The 15,276-nt window shown below is 69.0% G+C and carries 14 protein-coding genes; 13 read left to right on the top strand and 1 reads right to left on the bottom strand.

The features are described from left to right. Positions 1–19: 19 nt before the first annotated feature. The 4 genes from H0487_RS06275 to uvrB are packed head-to-tail and all read left to right on the top strand — an operon-like array spanning position 20 to position 4,652. Positions 20–1,051: an MCE family protein gene (locus tag H0487_RS06275; RefSeq protein WP_183093369.1), complete on the top strand. Its 1,032-nt coding sequence runs from the start codon at positions 20–22 to the stop codon at positions 1,049–1,051. Then, positions 1,048–1,938: an SDR family oxidoreductase gene (locus tag H0487_RS06270; protein ID WP_183093368.1), complete on the top strand. Its 891-nt coding sequence runs from the start codon at positions 1,048–1,050 to the stop codon at positions 1,936–1,938. The genes H0487_RS06275 and H0487_RS06270 overlap by 4 nt, the downstream gene beginning before the upstream one ends. After that, entirely contained in the window at positions 1,935–2,480 is a 546-nt protein-coding gene (locus tag H0487_RS06265) for a carboxymuconolactone decarboxylase family protein (RefSeq protein ID WP_183093367.1), read from the top strand. The genes H0487_RS06270 and H0487_RS06265 overlap by 4 nt, the downstream gene beginning before the upstream one ends. Positions 2,481–2,522: 42 nt before the next feature. Then, positions 2,523–4,652 carry an excinuclease ABC subunit UvrB gene (gene uvrB / locus H0487_RS06260; protein ID WP_183093366.1) on the top strand — a complete coding sequence of 710 codons (2,130 nt, stop codon included), beginning with the start codon at positions 2,523–2,525 and terminating at the stop codon, positions 4,650–4,652. Between the two features lie 231 nt (positions 4,653–4,883). Here the strand turns inward: uvrB and H0487_RS06255 are convergent, their stop codons facing one another. Then, positions 4,884–5,564, bottom strand: coding sequence for an ion channel (locus H0487_RS06255; RefSeq protein WP_312855843.1), 681 nt, complete (start codon positions 5,562–5,564; stop codon positions 4,884–4,886). A 196-nt stretch (positions 5,565–5,760) separates the two neighbouring features. Between H0487_RS06255 and H0487_RS06250 the strand changes: the two genes are divergently transcribed. Genes H0487_RS06250 through H0487_RS06210 form a run of 9 tightly spaced genes read left to right on the top strand, consistent with a single transcriptional unit; the run spans position 5,761 to position 15,276 of the window. Then, complete coding sequence (locus tag H0487_RS06250) at positions 5,761–6,534, top strand: MlaE family ABC transporter permease (RefSeq protein WP_246383030.1); 774 nt, start codon at positions 5,761–5,763, stop codon at positions 6,532–6,534. Between the two features lies 1 nt (position 6,535). Further along, on the top strand, positions 6,536–7,375 hold the full coding sequence (locus tag H0487_RS06245) for an MlaE family ABC transporter permease (RefSeq protein WP_183093364.1): 840 nt from the start codon (positions 6,536–6,538) through the stop codon (positions 7,373–7,375). Then, on the top strand, positions 7,375–8,688 hold the full coding sequence (locus H0487_RS06240; protein ID WP_183093363.1) for an MCE family protein: 1,314 nt from the start codon (positions 7,375–7,377) through the stop codon (positions 8,686–8,688). Before H0487_RS06245 ends, H0487_RS06240 begins: the two co-directional genes overlap by 1 nt. Next, entirely contained in the window at positions 8,685–9,773 is a 1,089-nt protein-coding gene (locus H0487_RS06235; RefSeq protein WP_183093362.1) for an MCE family protein, read from the top strand. Before H0487_RS06240 ends, H0487_RS06235 begins: the two co-directional genes overlap by 4 nt. After that, entirely contained in the window at positions 9,770–10,759 is a 990-nt protein-coding gene (locus tag H0487_RS06230; protein WP_183093361.1) for an MCE family protein, read from the top strand. The genes H0487_RS06235 and H0487_RS06230 overlap by 4 nt, the downstream gene beginning before the upstream one ends. Positions 10,760–10,764: 5 nt before the next feature. Continuing rightward, positions 10,765–11,997 carry an MCE family protein gene (locus H0487_RS06225; protein WP_183093360.1) on the top strand — a complete coding sequence of 411 codons (1,233 nt, stop codon included), beginning with the start codon at positions 10,765–10,767 and terminating at the stop codon, positions 11,995–11,997. Between the two features lie 2 nt (positions 11,998–11,999). Next, positions 12,000–13,346, top strand: a complete 1,347-nt coding sequence (locus H0487_RS06220) for an MCE family protein (protein WP_183093359.1) — start codon at positions 12,000–12,002, stop codon at positions 13,344–13,346. Next, positions 13,343–14,617, top strand: a complete 1,275-nt coding sequence (locus H0487_RS06215; RefSeq protein WP_183093358.1) for an MlaD family protein — start codon at positions 13,343–13,345, stop codon at positions 14,615–14,617. The genes H0487_RS06220 and H0487_RS06215 overlap by 4 nt, the downstream gene beginning before the upstream one ends. A 59-nt stretch (positions 14,618–14,676) precedes the next feature. Then, entirely contained in the window at positions 14,677–15,276 is a 600-nt protein-coding gene (locus tag H0487_RS06210; RefSeq protein ID WP_183093357.1) for an Rv1363c family protein, read from the top strand.

Genomic DNA, 15,276 nt, shown 5'->3' with positions numbered 1-15,276 from the left:
TGACGCCCGTTACACCGGCATGGCTCGCGACGTCCCCCGTCCCGTGCTCGCGCGGCGCGGGCTCCTGGTGCTCGTCGCCCTGGTCCTGATCGGCGTGGGGGTCTCGCTCCGGAGCAACGGGACCTTCGGGTCGAAGCCGCACGTGACGGCCGTCGTGGCCGACGCCGGCGGTGCCCTGCGCAAGGGGTCGGACGTGAAGATGGACGGCGCCCTGGTGGGCAAGGTCAGCGGGGTCGAGCGCGACACCGCGTCGGGTGGCGTCGCCATCGACATGGAGATGTCGGAGACCGACCTCGAGCACGTGCCGGCCAACGTGGTCGCCCGGGTGCTGCCGGCCACCGTTTTCGGGACGACGTTCGTCGACCTGGTCGTCCACGGCACGCCGGCCGAGGAGAGCCTCGAGGCCGGCGCCCAGGTGCCGGCCGACGCGACCCAGGAGACGCTGGAGTTCCAGCAGGCGCTCGACGACATCGACCGGCTGGTGTCGGCGCTCGGCCCCCGGGAGCTCGCCTCGGCCATCGGCTCGGCTGCTCTCGCGCTCGACGGCCGCGGTGACCAGCTCGCCGCGACGGTGCGGACGATGAACTCCTACCTGGCCCGGCTCAACCCGCGCATGCCGGCGGTGCGCGAGGACCTCTCGGCCCTCGCCGCGTCGACCGACGTCCTCGACGACGTGGCGCCCGACCTGCTCGACGCCACCGAGGACGCACTGGTCTTCCTGAGCAGCCTGGTCCGCCAGGAGGCCGCGGTGACCGCGCTGGTCACCGGCGCCACCCAGCTGGCCGACCGGGCCGACGCCTTCCTGTCCGCCAACCAACGCAGGCTCGTGCGCTGGATCCGCGGCACCGGTACGTTCATCGACGTGCTCTACGACTACCGGCGGCTCGGGATCACTGATGCCGTGACGATCAACCTGGCGCTCGGTGGACGGTTGCCGACGGCGATCCGCGAGGGCTTCATCCGCTCCGAGAGCATCTTCCGCAACGAGCTCCCGGAGTACTACGGGCGCGCGGACCGCCCGTCGTTCGGCACGATGGTCGACGCTCGATGAGGCCGCCGGTCAAGGAGCTCGCCGGCAAGAAGGTCTTCGTGACCGGAGCGGCGAGCGGGATCGGCCGCGCGGTCGCCCTCCAGGCGGCCCGGGAGGGCGCGATCCTGCACCTCACCGACATCCAGGCCGAGCTGCTCGCCGAGGTCGCCGCGGAGGCGACCGCCGCTGGCGCGACGGTCGCCGTCGCCGAGGCTGTGGACATCACCGACCACGACGCCGTACGGGCGCTCGCGCAGCGGGTGACCGCGGTGTCGGGAGCGATGGACGTCGTCCTCAACGTCGCGGGCATCGCGATCTGGGGCACGGTTCGCGGGCTCGAGCACGAGCACTGGCGCTCGTTGGTCGAGGTCAACCTGATGGGCCCGATCCACGTCATCGAGGAGCTGCTCCCCCCGATGATCGACGCGGGCCGCGGCGGCCAGCTCGTCAACGTGTCGTCGGCGGCCGGGATCATCGCGATGCCGTGGCACGCCGCCTACAGCGCGACCAAGTTCGGCCTGCGCGGGATCTCCGAGGTGCTGCGCTACGACCTCCGGAAGCACGGGATCGGGGTGACGCTGGTGGCCCCCGGTGGCGTCGACACCGGACTGGTGCAGACCATCCGGATCGCCGGGGTCGACAGCGACGACAAGCGGTTCCGCAGGGCACGGAAGCAGTTCCAGGCCCACGCCGTCACCCCGGAGAAGGCCGCCGAGGCGATCTGGAAGGGCGTACGACGCAACAAGTACTGGGTCTACACCTCCGCCGACATCCGGCTGGTGCACCTGCTCCAGCGCTACTTCCCGCCGGGCTACGCGCTGGCGATGCGCGGGTTCAGCTGGGGCGCCCACCGGGTCCTGCCGGCGGTCGACCAGGCCCGTCGTTCCGACCTGCAGGACGCTCGATGAGCGGGGGAGTGCCGCGGGTCGCGCCCGGCACCTGGCGCGAGGTCGGCCCCGACGTCGCCGCGCTCTCGAAGCTGTTCGGCCGGGTGAGCGGCACGGAGGCGCCGGCGGTCTTCCTGACGCTGGGCCGGCACCGCCGCCTGTTCTGGGGCTGGCTGATCTTCGCCGGTCAGCTCATGCCTGGTGGCCGGCTGCGGCGCCGCCAGTCGGAGATGGTCATCATCCGGGTCGCGGCGCACCGCGGCTCGGAGTACGAGCTGACCCAGCACCGGCGCCTCGGCCGCCGTGCGGGCCTGAGCGCGGAGGAGGTCGCGCGGCTCGAGGCGGGCGGGCTCGAGGGGTGGGCCGGGTCCGAGCTGGTGCTGCTGCGCGCCACCGACGAGCTGCTCGCGGACGAGGACCTCACCGACGAGACGTGGAGCGAGCTGCGCGACCACTTCGACGAGCGGGCGGCGATCGAGATCGTGATGCTGGCCGCCCACTACCGGATGCTGGCGACGGTTCTCCACACGCTGCGGGTGCAGCCGGACAAGCCTCGTTCCTGACGGCCGTCCGCAGCTGTCGGCGCGCGCCCGTAGGCTCGGAGCATGCGCCCGATCACCGACCTCGAGCGTCGCGTCGCCCCGTTCAAGGTGGAGTCCGACTACCAGCCGTCCGGCGACCAGCCGGCGGCGATCGCCGAGATCACCCGCCGCATCGAGGACGGCGCCCAGGACGTCGTCCTGCTGGGCGCCACCGGCACCGGCAAGACGGCCACGGTCGCCTGGGTCGCCGAGCAGGTCCAGCGACCGCTCCTGGTGCTCCAGCCCAACAAGACCCTCGCGGCCCAGTTCGCCAACGAGCTGCGCCAGCTCTTCCCGCGCAACGCGATCGAGTACTTCGTCTCCTACTACGACTACTACCAGCCCGAGGCCTACGTCCCCCAGACCGACACCTACATCGAGAAGGACAGCTCGATCAACGAGGAGGTCGAGCGGCTGCGCCACTCGGCCACCAACAGCCTGCTGACGCGGCGTGACGTGATCGTGGTGTCGACCGTGTCCTGCATCTACGGCCTCGGCACCCCGCAGGAGTACGTCGACCGGATGGTGCGGCTGCGGGTCGGGGAGGAGCACGACCGCGACAGCGTGCTGCGCCGCCTGGTCGAGATCCAGTACACGCGCAACGACCTGTCCTTCACCCGCGGCACCTTCCGGGTGCGCGGCGACACCCTCGAGATCTTCCCGGTCTACGAGGAGCTCGCGGTCCGGATCGAGTTCTTCGGTGACGAGATCGAGCGGCTGATGACGCTGCACCCGGTCACGGGCGAGGTGCTCACCGAGGACACCGAGCTCCACGTGTTCCCGGCGAGCCACTACGTCGCCGGCCACGACCGCATGGAGCGGGCGATCAACGGGATCGAGGCGGAGCTCGCCGACCAGCTCGCGACGTTCGAGCGCCAGGGCAAGATGCTCGAGGCGCAACGGCTCCGGATGCGCACGTCGTACGACATCGAGATGATGCGCCAGATCGGCACCTGCTCGGGCATCGAGAACTACTCGATGCACATCGACGGCCGCGCCCGTGGCTCGGCGCCGAACTGCCTGCTCGACTACTTCCCCGAGGACTTCCTGCTCGTCATCGACGAGTCGCACGTCGCGGTCCCTCAGGTCGGCGGCATGTACGAGGGCGACATGTCCCGCAAGCGCAACCTGGTCGAGCACGGCTTCCGGCTGCCGAGCGCGATGGACAACCGGCCGCTGCGCTGGGAGGAGTTCCTCGACCGGATCGGACAGACGATCTACCTCTCCGCGACCCCCGGCAACTACGAGCTCGACAAGGTGCAGGGCGACGTCGTCGAGCAGATCATCCGCCCGACCGGCCTGGTCGACCCCGAGGTCGTCATCAAGCCGACCAAGGGCCAGATCGACGACCTCATCCACGAGATCCGGCTCCGGACCGAGCGCAACGAGCGGGTCCTGGTCACCACGCTGACCAAGAAGATGTCCGAGGACCTCACCGACTACCTGCTCGACGCGGGCATCCGGACCCGCTACCTGCACTCGGAGGTCGACACCCTCAAGCGGATCGAGCTGTTGCGCGACCTGCGCCTGGGCGCCTACGACGTGCTCGTCGGCATCAACCTGCTGCGTGAGGGCCTCGACCTGCCGGAGGTCTCACTGGTGTCGATCCTCGACGCCGACAAGGAGGGCTTCCTCCGCTCCGACAAGTCGCTCATCCAGACGATCGGCCGCGCAGCGCGCAACGTGTCCGGCCAGGTCCACATGTATGCCGACCGGATCACCCCCTCGATGGAGTCGGCCATCGACGAGACCAACCGGCGTCGGGCCAAGCAGGTCGCCTACAACGAGCTCCACGGCGTCGACCCGCAGCCGCTGCGCAAGAAGATCGCCGACATCACCGAGATGCTGGCCCGGGAGGACGAGACGACCCAGGAGCTGCTCCAGACCTGGGCCGACGCCGGGGTCCGCGGCCGGGCGGGCGGCGTCAAGGGGCGCCGGGCGCCGGTCCCCACGCTGGGGGAGCGCGCGGCGGGGGAGCACGCCGCCGCGCTGGCCGGCCTGCCGAGCTCGGACCTCGCGGAGCTCATCCAGGACCTCACCGACCAGATGAAGGGCGCCGCCGCCGAGCTCCAGTTCGAGCTCGCCGCCCGGCTCCGCGACGAGATCAACGAGCTCCGCAAGGAGCTCCGTCAGATGGTGGAGGCGACGAAGTGAGGAGGGAATGCCTGCCGAGGAACGAAGCAGAAGCATTCCCGACGAGCGAGGAGCCATGAGCGAGCGCAGCGAGCGATCGGCGACCAAGTGAGGAGCGGGGTGCCGACCGAGGAACGAGGTCGAAGCACCCCCGACGAGCGCGGGAGCGCGCGAGCGCAGCGAGCACTGGCGACCAAGTGAGGAGCCATGAGCGAGCGAAGCGAGCGATTGGCGCCCACCTGAGCAACTAGCTCACCGCTCGACCCTGCGGAGGTGGCTGAGCCCGACCAGCCGAGCGATCACGAGGGCGACGTAGAGCACTCCTGCGACCTGCTCGACCATGACGAGCGACCGGGCATGGTCGAGCACGGGATAGACGTCGGACAGGCCGACGCTGGTGAGCGTCGTGAACGACAGGAAGAGCAGCTCGAACCAGCTGACGGGGTCGCCGGCGTCGGTGCCGTAGGCGACGAACGAGCCCGGCCAGATCACCTGGGCGGCGGCGTAGATGTAGGCGAACGCCCAGGCAACGACGGTGAAGGCGGCGCCGACGGCGTACAGCTCGTCGCGGGTGACGACGTCGTCGTGGAACAGGTAGCGGATCATCGCGTAGGAGACGAACAGGTAGAACGGCACGTGGACCGCAGCGGACGCGAGGACCACCCAGTCCTGGTCGCGGGTGACCGGCTCGAGGATGGCGAACACCATCGAGGGGATGCCCAGCACCACGGCCACCCAGCTGAGCACGGGCGTCGCGCGCACCGCCCAGGCGGCGATGAACACCACCCCCATCTGGACGACGCCGACGACCGCGCGGCCCGCCGTCGAGGTGTCGAGGAACGGATAGATCAGCACGACGACCAGCTGCGCCGCCAGCAGGACTGCGGAGGGGTGTCGGGCGACCGTTCTCAGTCCGGCCTCTGCGGTGCTCACGGTCGGGATCGTACGGCCCGCGGCTCCGGTCACGGCGCGGGAATCACATCGGGTCATTTGACCCGCTAGCGTGACCGACAACGACCTGCGCTCGTTACGAGTTGTGTAGCGGGTCACAATGTGGTTCGTTTTACCCAGAACGAGAACACGTTCTAATATTGACCCGACGTCAGGAACGACAGGGGAGGTGACCGGGTTGGCGTTCAGCGCTGCTTCGGTCGTCCGTGGTCCCGGGGAGATCGCCGTCATGGCGGTCGAGGTCACCAAGCGGGTGTTCACCCGGCCCTTCCAGTTCCGGGAGTTCGTCGAGCAGGCCTGGTTCATCACCAGCGTCACCCTGCTCCCGACGATCCTCGTCTCGATCCCCTTCGGTGCCGTGATCTCGCTCCAGGTCGGCAACCTGACCGGGCAGCTCGGCGCGCAGTCCTTCGCCGGAGCCACGGCGGTGCTGGCCACGGTCCGCGAGGCCGCCCCGATCGCTGCGGCAATGATCATCGCCGGTGCAGCCGGCTCGGCCATCTGCTCCGACCTCGGTGCTCGCAAGATCCGCGAGGAGATCGATGCCATGGAGGTCCTCGGCATCGATCCGCTCGAACGGCTCGTCGCGCCGCGGGTGGTGGCCACCATGTTCGTCGCCTTCATGATCAACGGCATCGTGATCACTGCCGGCATCGGCGGCGGCTACTTCTTCACCGTCATCGTGCAGGGTGGGTCGGCCGGAGCCTTCCTCTCCTCGTTCACGGCGCTCGCGTCGCTGCCCGACCTCTACATCGCCATGATCAAGGCGCTCATCTTCGGTTGGCTGGCCGCGATCGTCGGCGCCTACAAGGGCCTGAACGCCGGCGGGGGTCCGCTCGGCGTCGGCCGAGCGGTCAACGAGGCCGTCATCATCGCCTTCATGCTGCTGTTCTTCCTGAACGCGGTCATCTCTGCGATCTACTTCCAGGTCGCTCCGCCGGTGGGTCTCTGACATGGCCGTCATCTCCGATCTCGTCAGCGACGCCGTCCAGGGCCGCCGCCGGTCGCTCGAGCAGTACGGCGACCAGCTGCTGTTCTACGTCAAGGCCGTGCTCTGGGTGCCTGCCGCGATCAAGCGCTACCCCCGCGAGATCTGGAACACCCTGGCCGAGGTCGCGTTCGGCGCCGGGGGCCTGAGCGTGATCGCCGGCTCGGTCGGTGTCATCGCCTTCATGTCGTTCTTCGCCGGCACCGAGGTGGGCCTCCAGGGCTACGCCTCCTTGAGCCAGATCGGCGTCGCGAAGTTCAGTGCATTCATCTCCGCCTACTTCAACACCCGCGAGGTCGCCCCGCTGGTGTCGGCGATCGCGCTCGCTGCGACGGTGGGCTGTGGCTACACCGCCCGGCTCGGCGCGATGCGGATCTCCGAGGAGATCGACGCCCTCGAGGTGATGGCGATCCCGTCGCTGCCGTTCCTGGTGACCACCCGGATCGTGGCCGCGTTCATCGCGGTGATCCCGCTCTACATCGTGGCGCTCTGTGCGTCCTACCTCTCGCCCCGCCTCATCGTCGTCTACATCTACGGTCAGTCGGCGGGCACCTACGACCATTACTTCCTGCAGTTCCTGCCACCGATCGACATGCTCTGGTCGTTCTTCAAGCTGCTCTTCCTCGCGGTCGCGGTGATCCTCATCCACTGCTACTACGGCTACACCGCCTCCGGCGGCCCCGCGGGTGTCGGCCGGGCGGTCGGCCAGGCGATCAGGACGAGCATCGTGACGATCGTCGTGGCCGACTTCTTCCTCAGCTTCGCGATCTGGGGATCGACGACGACAGTCAGGATCACCGGCTGATGCTCGTCAACATCCACCACGACTCCGCCAAGGAGCACAACCGGCTGCTCATCGCCGGGGTCGGCTTCCTGACCGCGATCGCGCTGCTGGTCTACCTCTCGATCGCGATCTACAACAAGGACTTCGACCGGGTCACGACGATCACGGTCAAGGCCGACCGCGCGGGCCTCCAGCTCGCGAAGTTCGGCGACGTCCGGATGAACGGCGCGCTGGTCGGCCAGGTCCGTGAGGTGAGCCAGGACGGCGACGAGGCCGAGATCACGATCGCGCTCGACCCGGACGCGGCGAAGGAGATCCCGGAGAACATCACGGTCGAGATCCTCCCGACCACCCTGTTCGGCCAGAAGTACATCGCGCTCAAGCGCCCCGACGCGCCGTCCTCGGAGCACCTGGTCGACGGTGACGTGATCACCTCGGACCGGGTCGACACCAACGTGGAGCTGAGCCAGATCCTCGCCGACCTGTTCCCGCTGCTGCGGGCGGTCCGGCCGGCCGACCTCAACGCGACGCTCAACGCGCTGGCCACGGCGCTCGAGGGTCGAGGCGAGCAGATCGGCGAGACGATGGACTCGCTGGGCGCCTACCTGTCGGTGATCGACGACGAGCTGCCGACGTTGCGTCAGGACCTGATCGCGCTCGCCGACGTCGCCGACGCCTACGACCTCGCGGCGCCGGACCTGCTCGACACCCTCGACAACGTGACGGTGACGAGCCGGACCATCGTGGAGAAGCGCAAGGACCTCGACGTGTTCTTCGCCGACCTGGCCGGCCTGGCCCGGACGTCCACCCGGATCCTGGCCGCCAACGAGCAGAACATCATCGAGGTGGGCCGGGTCACCGAGCCCGTCCTCGCGCTGCTCGACACCTACTCGCCCCAGCTGCCCTGCCTGCTCAAGGGCGCCGCGGCCTACGCGCCGATCCTCTCCAAGACGTTCGAGGGCAACGTCGTCAAGCAGTACATGGAGTTCGGCCAGGTGCAGTACCGCCACTTCGACGAGAGCGACCTGATGGAGTACGGCGAGGTCGGCCACGGGCCGTGGTGCCTCGGTCTGCCGGACTTCAAGATCCCGGGCGACCGCGTCCCGCTCGACAACGGCAGCGACATCGACGAGAACCCGCCGACGAGCGTCATCCCCAACTTCGGCGCGCTCCCCGAGATCAACCTCACCAGCGGTTTCGCCGGGAGCGAGGGCGACCAGGCGGTCGTCAACGCGCTCCTCGCGGACCGGTCCGGCAGGGAGCCCGACAGCTACGGCTCGCTCGGCTCGCTGCTCTACGGCCCCGTCGTGCGGAAGGGGGAGCAGTCCGGATGACCTCCTCCCACAGCCGCAACTCGGTCTTCGTGGCCGCTGCCGTCAAGCTCGTCTTCTTCAGCATCATCTCGCTGCTCGTCACCGGCCTGCTCGTGGTGATCATGGGCAACATCGGTCTCGGCGCCGGCAAGACCTACCAGGCGGTCTTCACCAACGCGTCCACCCTCGAGGACGGCGACGACGTCCGGGTCGCCGGCGTCAGCGTCGGCGAGGTCAAGAGCGTCGAGCACTACGAGCGCTCGATGGCGCTGGTGGAGTTCCGCATCGACGCCGACATCGAGCTGACGACGGCCTCGACCGCCGAGATCCGGTTCCTGAACCTGATCGGCGACCGCTACCTGGCGCTCGAGCAGGGCGTGGGTGCCGACGACGCAGAGGTGATCGACGACGGCGACACCATCCCGGTCGAGCACACCAGCCCGTCCCTCGACCTGACGGTGCTCTTCGACGGCTTCAAGCCCCTCTTCCAGGCGCTGACCCCCGACCAGGTCAACGAGCTGAGCATGAACCTGGTCCAGGTGCTCCAGGGCGAGGGCGGCACGGTCCGCGGCCTGCTCGAGCACACCGCGTCGCTGACCACCGCGCTCGCCGACCGCGACCAGCTCATCGGGCAGGTCGTCACGAACCTGTCCGAGACGCTCGACACGGTCAACCAGCGACGCGAGCAGCTGAGCTCCCTGGTCATCGAGCTCAAGGACTGGATGAGCGACCTCGCCAAGGACCGCGAGACCATCGGCGGCTCGCTCGACAACATCTCCGAGCTCACCGTCACCGTCGCGGACCTGCTCCGCCGCGGCCGCCCGTTGCTCAAGAAGGACATCGCCGCGCTGAACGACCTGGCTGCACTGCTCAACGACCCCGACCAGCGTGCCGAGGTGGTCGACCTGCTCGACCGGATGCCCGAGGTCATGTCCGACCAGATCCGCACCGGCACCTACGGCTCCTGGTACCAGTACTACGTGTGCGGGGCGTCGGTGAAGATCGACCTGCCCGCTCTCGGCAACCTGCCGATCGTGCAGCAGATCCAGGCCGCCTTCGCCCAGTTCGAGTTCACCTCGACGGCCCCGAGGTGCCAAGACCGATGAGAGCCAACGAGAACCGCACGATGCGGTACGGAGTCGTCGCCCTCGTGCTGATGGCGTTGATCTCCGCTGCGACGTTCAACCTCAGCAAGTTCCCGGGCTTCCGCGGCACGACCTACTACGCAGAGTTCAGCGACGCCAGCGGCATCCACAAGGGCAACATCGTCCAGGTCGGCGGGATCCGGGTCGGCCGGGTCACCGACGTCTACATCGACGACAAGACGAAGGACCGCGTCATCGTGAAGTTCGAGGTCGACGGCGGCGACGTCGAGTTCGGCCCGGACAGCACCGCCTCCATCGAGGTCCTCAACCTGCTCGGCGAGAAGTTCCTCGACCTCCAGCCGTCCCCCGAGGGTCAGCTCGAGAGCGGCGGCACCCTGGGCCTGGACCAGACCGAGGCGGCGTACGACATCGTCGGGGTGTTCGGCGACCTGACGACCACCACCGAGGACATCGACACCCAGCAGCTCTCGGAGGCGCTCGACGTGGTCGCCGAGACGATGAACGACTCGGCCCCCGAGATCGCAGCCGCCTTCGACGGCATCGCGCGGCTCTCGCGCAGCGTCTCCCAGCGCGACGAGCAGATCCAGACCCTGTTCGAGAGCTCGCAGCAGGTGACCAAGGTGCTCGACCGCCGCAGCGAGGACATCGTCGACCTGATGGCCAACAGCGACCTGGTGTTCAAGGAGCTGGTCTCCCGCAAGCGGGCCGTGCACCGCCTGCTGGTCAACGCGCGCACCCTCGCGGTCGAGCTGCGCGGCGTCGCGACCGACAACGAGGACCAGATCGGGCCCGCCCTCAAGGAGGTCAACGAGCTGCTCGGCGTCCTCGTCGACAAGCGTGACGAGCTCAAGGCGACCCTCCACCAGGTCGGTCCCTACGTCGAGATCCTCAGCAACATCATCGGGACCGGTCCCTGGTTCGACGCCCTGGCCATCAACATCCTCGGTTTCCCCACCGGCGAGTTCGTCCCCGGACAGGTGCCGTGATCGTGATGGCGAAGAAGATCTGGGAGCGCATCGACCGGAGGATCATCCTCCTGGTCGTGCTGCTCATCGGCCTCGGCGCCGTGCTCAACGTGGCCGTCTCCGACCGCGAGACCAAGACGGTGACGGCGATGTTCCCGCGGGCCGTGAGCGTGTTCAAGGGCACCGACGTCCGCATCCTCGGCGTCAACGTCGGCGAGGTCACCGCGGTGACCCCGTCCGGCAACGCGGTCCGCGTCGAGATGGAGTACGACGCGACCTACGACGTCCCCGCGGACGCGCAGGCCGTGATCGTGACACCGACCCTGGTCGCCGACCGGTTCATCCAGCTCACCCCCGTCTATGAGTCCGGCCCCTCCCTCGCGGACGGCGCGACCATCGAGCTCCCCGACACCGGCGTCCCGGTGGAGCTCGACCGGATCTACAGCAGCCTGCGCGACCTCACCGTGGCGCTGGGACCCAACGGGGTCAACAAGGACGGCACGCTCAACAACCTGCTCCAGGCCGGCCAGAACGCGCTCGAGGGCCAGGGTGCCGCCGGCAACGAGATGATCCGCGAGCTCGCGCTGGCTGCCGAGACGTTCGGTGACAGTGCCGGGCCGCTGTTCGAGACCGTCACCAACCTGGCGTCGTTCACCGAGACCCTCGCCGACAACGACGCCCTCGTTCGGGCGTTCATGCAGGACCTCGCCGGCGTGTCACAGGTGCTGGCCGAGGAGAGCGACGAGCTGCAGCAGGCCGTGGCCGCGGTCGCGAGCGCGGTCGGCACGGTCGAAGGGTTCGTGAGGGACAACCGCGACGGGCTCGCCAAGTCGATCCGCCAGCTCAGCTCGGTGATGTCGGCGATCTCGGCGGAGAAGGACAACCTCCGCAAGGCCCTCGAGATCGCGCCCACCGCGATGGACTCCCTGCACCTCGGCTTCGACCACCGCACCGGCTCGCAGAACTCCCGGGTCGGCATCGCCGGCAACATCTGGACCGCCGACGGCTTCATCTGCGGCATCCTCCAGCAGGCACCGGGCGTGCCGCGCGCGCTCAAGGACGCCGCGTGCGACCTGATCGCCCAGCTGATCAGCCCGATCGTCGACAACCTGCCACCGCTGCCGCCGGAGTACGAGCAGTACGTCCCGAAGCCCGCGGTCTCCAAGAACGGGGCCGTCAACGTGCCGGCCGTCCCGGACATGACCTACGTGCCCGCGACCGACCCGTCCCTGACCAGCATGCTCGGAGGTGCGTCGTGAGGATGACGAAGCCCTTCCACTGGTTGCTGGCCTCGGCGGTCGGCGCGAGCCTTCTCACGGGCTGCGACTTCGACGGCGCCTACGACCTGCCGCTCCCGGGGTCGCCCGTCGACGCCGATGACGCCTACGAGGTCACCGCGCAGTTCGACGACGTGCTCAACGTGGTCCCGCGGTCGCCGGTCATGGTCGACGACGTCGTGGTCGGCGAGGTGACCGAGGTCGAGCGCTCCGGCTGGCACGCCGAGGTGACGCTCCGGATCCGCAAGGACGTCGTGCTCCCCGACAACACGATCGCCGACATCCAGCAGGTCTCGCTGCTGGGGGAGAAGTACGTGTCGCTCGAGGAGCCGACCGAGCAGGAGCCGACCGGCCGGCTGGGCGACGGCGACACCATCGAGCTCGCCGCCACCGGCCGCAACCCCGAGGTCGAGGAGGTGCTCGGTGCGCTCTCGTTCCTGCTCAGCGGCGGCGGGGTCGCCCAGCTCGGCACCATCACCCGCGAGGCCAACCTGGTGATGTCGGGTCGTGAGGACCGTCTCAAGGCGCTGCTCGGCTCCCTCGAGGACGTCGTCGGGACGCTCGACGACCAGAAGGTCGACATCATCAACGCGCTGGAGTCGATGAACAACCTGACCGCGACGCTGAACGCCGAGAAGGACGTCATCAGCGACGCGCTCGACGCCGTCGGGCCGGCCATCGACGTGCTGGCCGACCAGCACGACGAGCTCATCGACATGCTCAGCGCGCTCGAGGAGCTGGGTCGGGTCGGGACGAGGGTCATCAACGCGAGCAAGGAGGACGTGCTCAAGATGCTCGAGCACCTCTTCCCGGTGCTCGACGGCCTGCACCGGGCCGGCCACACGCTCGGCCCCGGTCTCAACCTCCTCATCAGCTTCCCGTTCCCGAAGGCGGCCAACGACATCGTCGAGGGCGACTACGCCGACACGACGATGACGCTGGACCTCAACCTGGAGAACCTGCTGCGCGGGATCGGCATCCCCAACATCGAGCTGCCGGACCCCGGTCAGGTGCTCGACGCGGTCGCCCGCTGCCTGCGCAGCGGGAGCCTGACCAGCGCCGCGTGCGCCCGGGTCCTCCAGAACGCCAACCTGCTCGCGGACCTTCAGCGGCAGTGCCGCAACGACGACGTCCTCGCCGGCAGCCCGGTGTGCACGTTGCTCAACTCGCTGCCCGACCTCGACCTCGGCAACCTGCTGCCGCGGGGTGCGGCAGACGGGGTGCGCGGCGGCCTCACCGGTGGGGTCACCGGGCTCTCCGAGGAGCTGGTGCGTGGCGCCGACATCCCGACGTCCGACGAACCGTCCGACCTGCTGGGGGTGACGACATGATGTCTCGCGGCGTCCGGATCCGGCTGGCGGCGTTCGTCGTCCTCAGCGCGGTCGGCATCACCTACATCACCGCCACCTATCTCGGCCTGGTGGACAGGATCACCGGCAGTGGTCACACGATCACCGCCAAGCTCCCCGGTTCGGGTGGACTCTTCGAGGGCAGCGAGGTGACCTACCGCGGCTACAAGATCGGCAAGGTCACCAAGATGACGCCGACGACCGAGGGCGTCGACATCGAGATGCACATCGAGGAGGAGGTCGAGCTCCCCACGGACGCCTCGATCCACGTCCACAACCTCTCGGCGGTCGGTGAGCAGTACCTCGACTTCCAGCCCGAGGACGAGGACGGGCCGTACGCCAAGGACGGCACCGTCTTCGAGGGCGACGAGTCGTCCCTGCCGGTCGACGAGGCCGACCTGCTGGTCGACCTCGACGACTTCGTCGGCTCCGTCGACAAGGAGAGCCTGCGGGTGCTGGTCGAGGAGCTCGGCCTGCTCTTCGGGGACACCGGTCGCGACCTCCAGGCGCTGCTCGACAACGGCTCGATCTTCATCGACGAGGCCGCCGCCCACACCGACGAGACCGTGGCGCTGCTCCGCGACGGCCTGACGGTGCTGCGGACCCAGCAGGGACAGCGCGAGAACATCCGCTCGTTCGCCCGCGACCTCGCCACCGTCACCGCGGTGCTGCGGGGGAGCGACAAGGACCTCCGTACGGTGCTCTCGGCGACGCCCGGAGCGGCGCGTGAGCTGCAGAAGCTCCTCGAGGAGCTCGAGCCCACCCTGCCGGTGCTGCTCGGCGACCTCGTGACCGTGGACCAGATCGTCCTGGCGAACCTGGCCGGCCTCGAGCAGCTCCTGGTCACCTACCCGACCCTCATCGCCGGTGGTCCCACCGGGAGCACGGCCGACGGCTTCGGCCACATCAATCTGCAGTTCGACTACTCGGTGCCGCCGTGCACCGACGGCTTCCTGCCCCCGAGCCAGTGGCGCGATCCCCAGGACCGCACCGACGCTCCGTACTTCCGCGCCAAGTGCAACTCCCCGGCGCCCTACGTCATGCGCGGCCCGAAGTACACGCCGGCAGCGCGAGCCCGCGGCAACGCCTCCCCGCCGCGCGTCTACAGTGGCGCCTACGACCCGGCCACCGGGCTGGTCCCCGGGCTGCGTGACAGCCAGGACCGGCAGATGCTGTTCCGGCAGCCGGGGAACCTGTCCGTCCTGGGAGGGGATGCGTGGAAGTGGCTGCTCGTGGGTCCGGTGACCCGTTGACACCTGGCTCGGCCGGGGAGGGAGAAGCTCGCAGCAGGTCTCGTCTCAACCAGGTCCTCGTGACCGCTGTCGTCGTGTGCGCGCTGGCGGTGGGCGGGCTCGCCTGGCTGATGGACGACAGCTACGGCAAGCGAGCGGACGCCGTCGACACCGACGGGTTCTTCGACCGGCTCGCGGCGGTGCTGACGATCGATCGTGAGACCGAGGGCAGCACCCGGGCCGGAGAGGACGTCGGTCCCGGCGTCATCTCCGCCATGGAGACCGCACCCCAGGCCGACCAGGTCCGCGCCGCCGACCAGATCGAGGCGGCCACCAAGATGGCCAACGCGTTCCTCAACCTCGACCACGAGGAGATCGGGGCCAACATCGAGGCGGTCAAGGCCCTCGCGACCGGTCCGTTCCTCAACCAGTACACCAAGGCGGCCGCGGACCTCGTCAAGCTGGTCCGTCGTGCCCAGGCCACCCAGACCGGCGAGGTCGAGTGGGCCGGGCTGGTGGCGGGGGACGACGACAGTGCGACCGTGATCATCGCGACCAACGGCACCGTCGCCAACAAGGAGACCGACTTCGAACCGGTCGCCCGCACCTACCGGCTGCAGCTCGAGGTCGCCCTCGTCGACGGCCAGTGGTTGACCCGCGACCTCCAGTACGTCAGGTGA

Source organism: Nocardioides stalactiti, assembly GCF_014180715.1.
GTDB lineage: Bacteria > Actinomycetota > Actinomycetes > Propionibacteriales > Nocardioidaceae > Nocardioides > Nocardioides stalactiti.
Note: the sequence above shows the minus strand (reverse complement) of the source record. Positions and strands in the feature narration are given on the sequence as shown.

Coding starts and splice junctions, on each gene's coding strand:
- H0487_RS06275 (WP_183093369.1), top strand. CDS start 20: ATGGCTCGCGACGTCCCCCGTCCCGTGCTCGCGCGGCGCGGGCTCCTG.
- H0487_RS06270 (WP_183093368.1), top strand. CDS start 1,048: ATGAGGCCGCCGGTCAAGGAGCTCGCCGGCAAGAAGGTCTTCGTGACC.
- H0487_RS06265 (WP_183093367.1), top strand. CDS start 1,935: ATGAGCGGGGGAGTGCCGCGGGTCGCGCCCGGCACCTGGCGCGAGGTC.
- uvrB (WP_183093366.1), top strand. CDS start 2,523: ATGCGCCCGATCACCGACCTCGAGCGTCGCGTCGCCCCGTTCAAGGTG.
- H0487_RS06245 (WP_183093364.1), top strand. CDS start 6,536: ATGGCCGTCATCTCCGATCTCGTCAGCGACGCCGTCCAGGGCCGCCGC.
- H0487_RS06240 (WP_183093363.1), top strand. CDS start 7,375: ATGCTCGTCAACATCCACCACGACTCCGCCAAGGAGCACAACCGGCTG.
- H0487_RS06235 (WP_183093362.1), top strand. CDS start 8,685: ATGACCTCCTCCCACAGCCGCAACTCGGTCTTCGTGGCCGCTGCCGTC.
- H0487_RS06230 (WP_183093361.1), top strand. CDS start 9,770: ATGAGAGCCAACGAGAACCGCACGATGCGGTACGGAGTCGTCGCCCTC.
- H0487_RS06225 (WP_183093360.1), top strand. CDS start 10,765: ATGGCGAAGAAGATCTGGGAGCGCATCGACCGGAGGATCATCCTCCTG.
- H0487_RS06220 (WP_183093359.1), top strand. CDS start 12,000: ATGACGAAGCCCTTCCACTGGTTGCTGGCCTCGGCGGTCGGCGCGAGC.
- H0487_RS06215 (WP_183093358.1), top strand. CDS start 13,343: ATGATGTCTCGCGGCGTCCGGATCCGGCTGGCGGCGTTCGTCGTCCTC.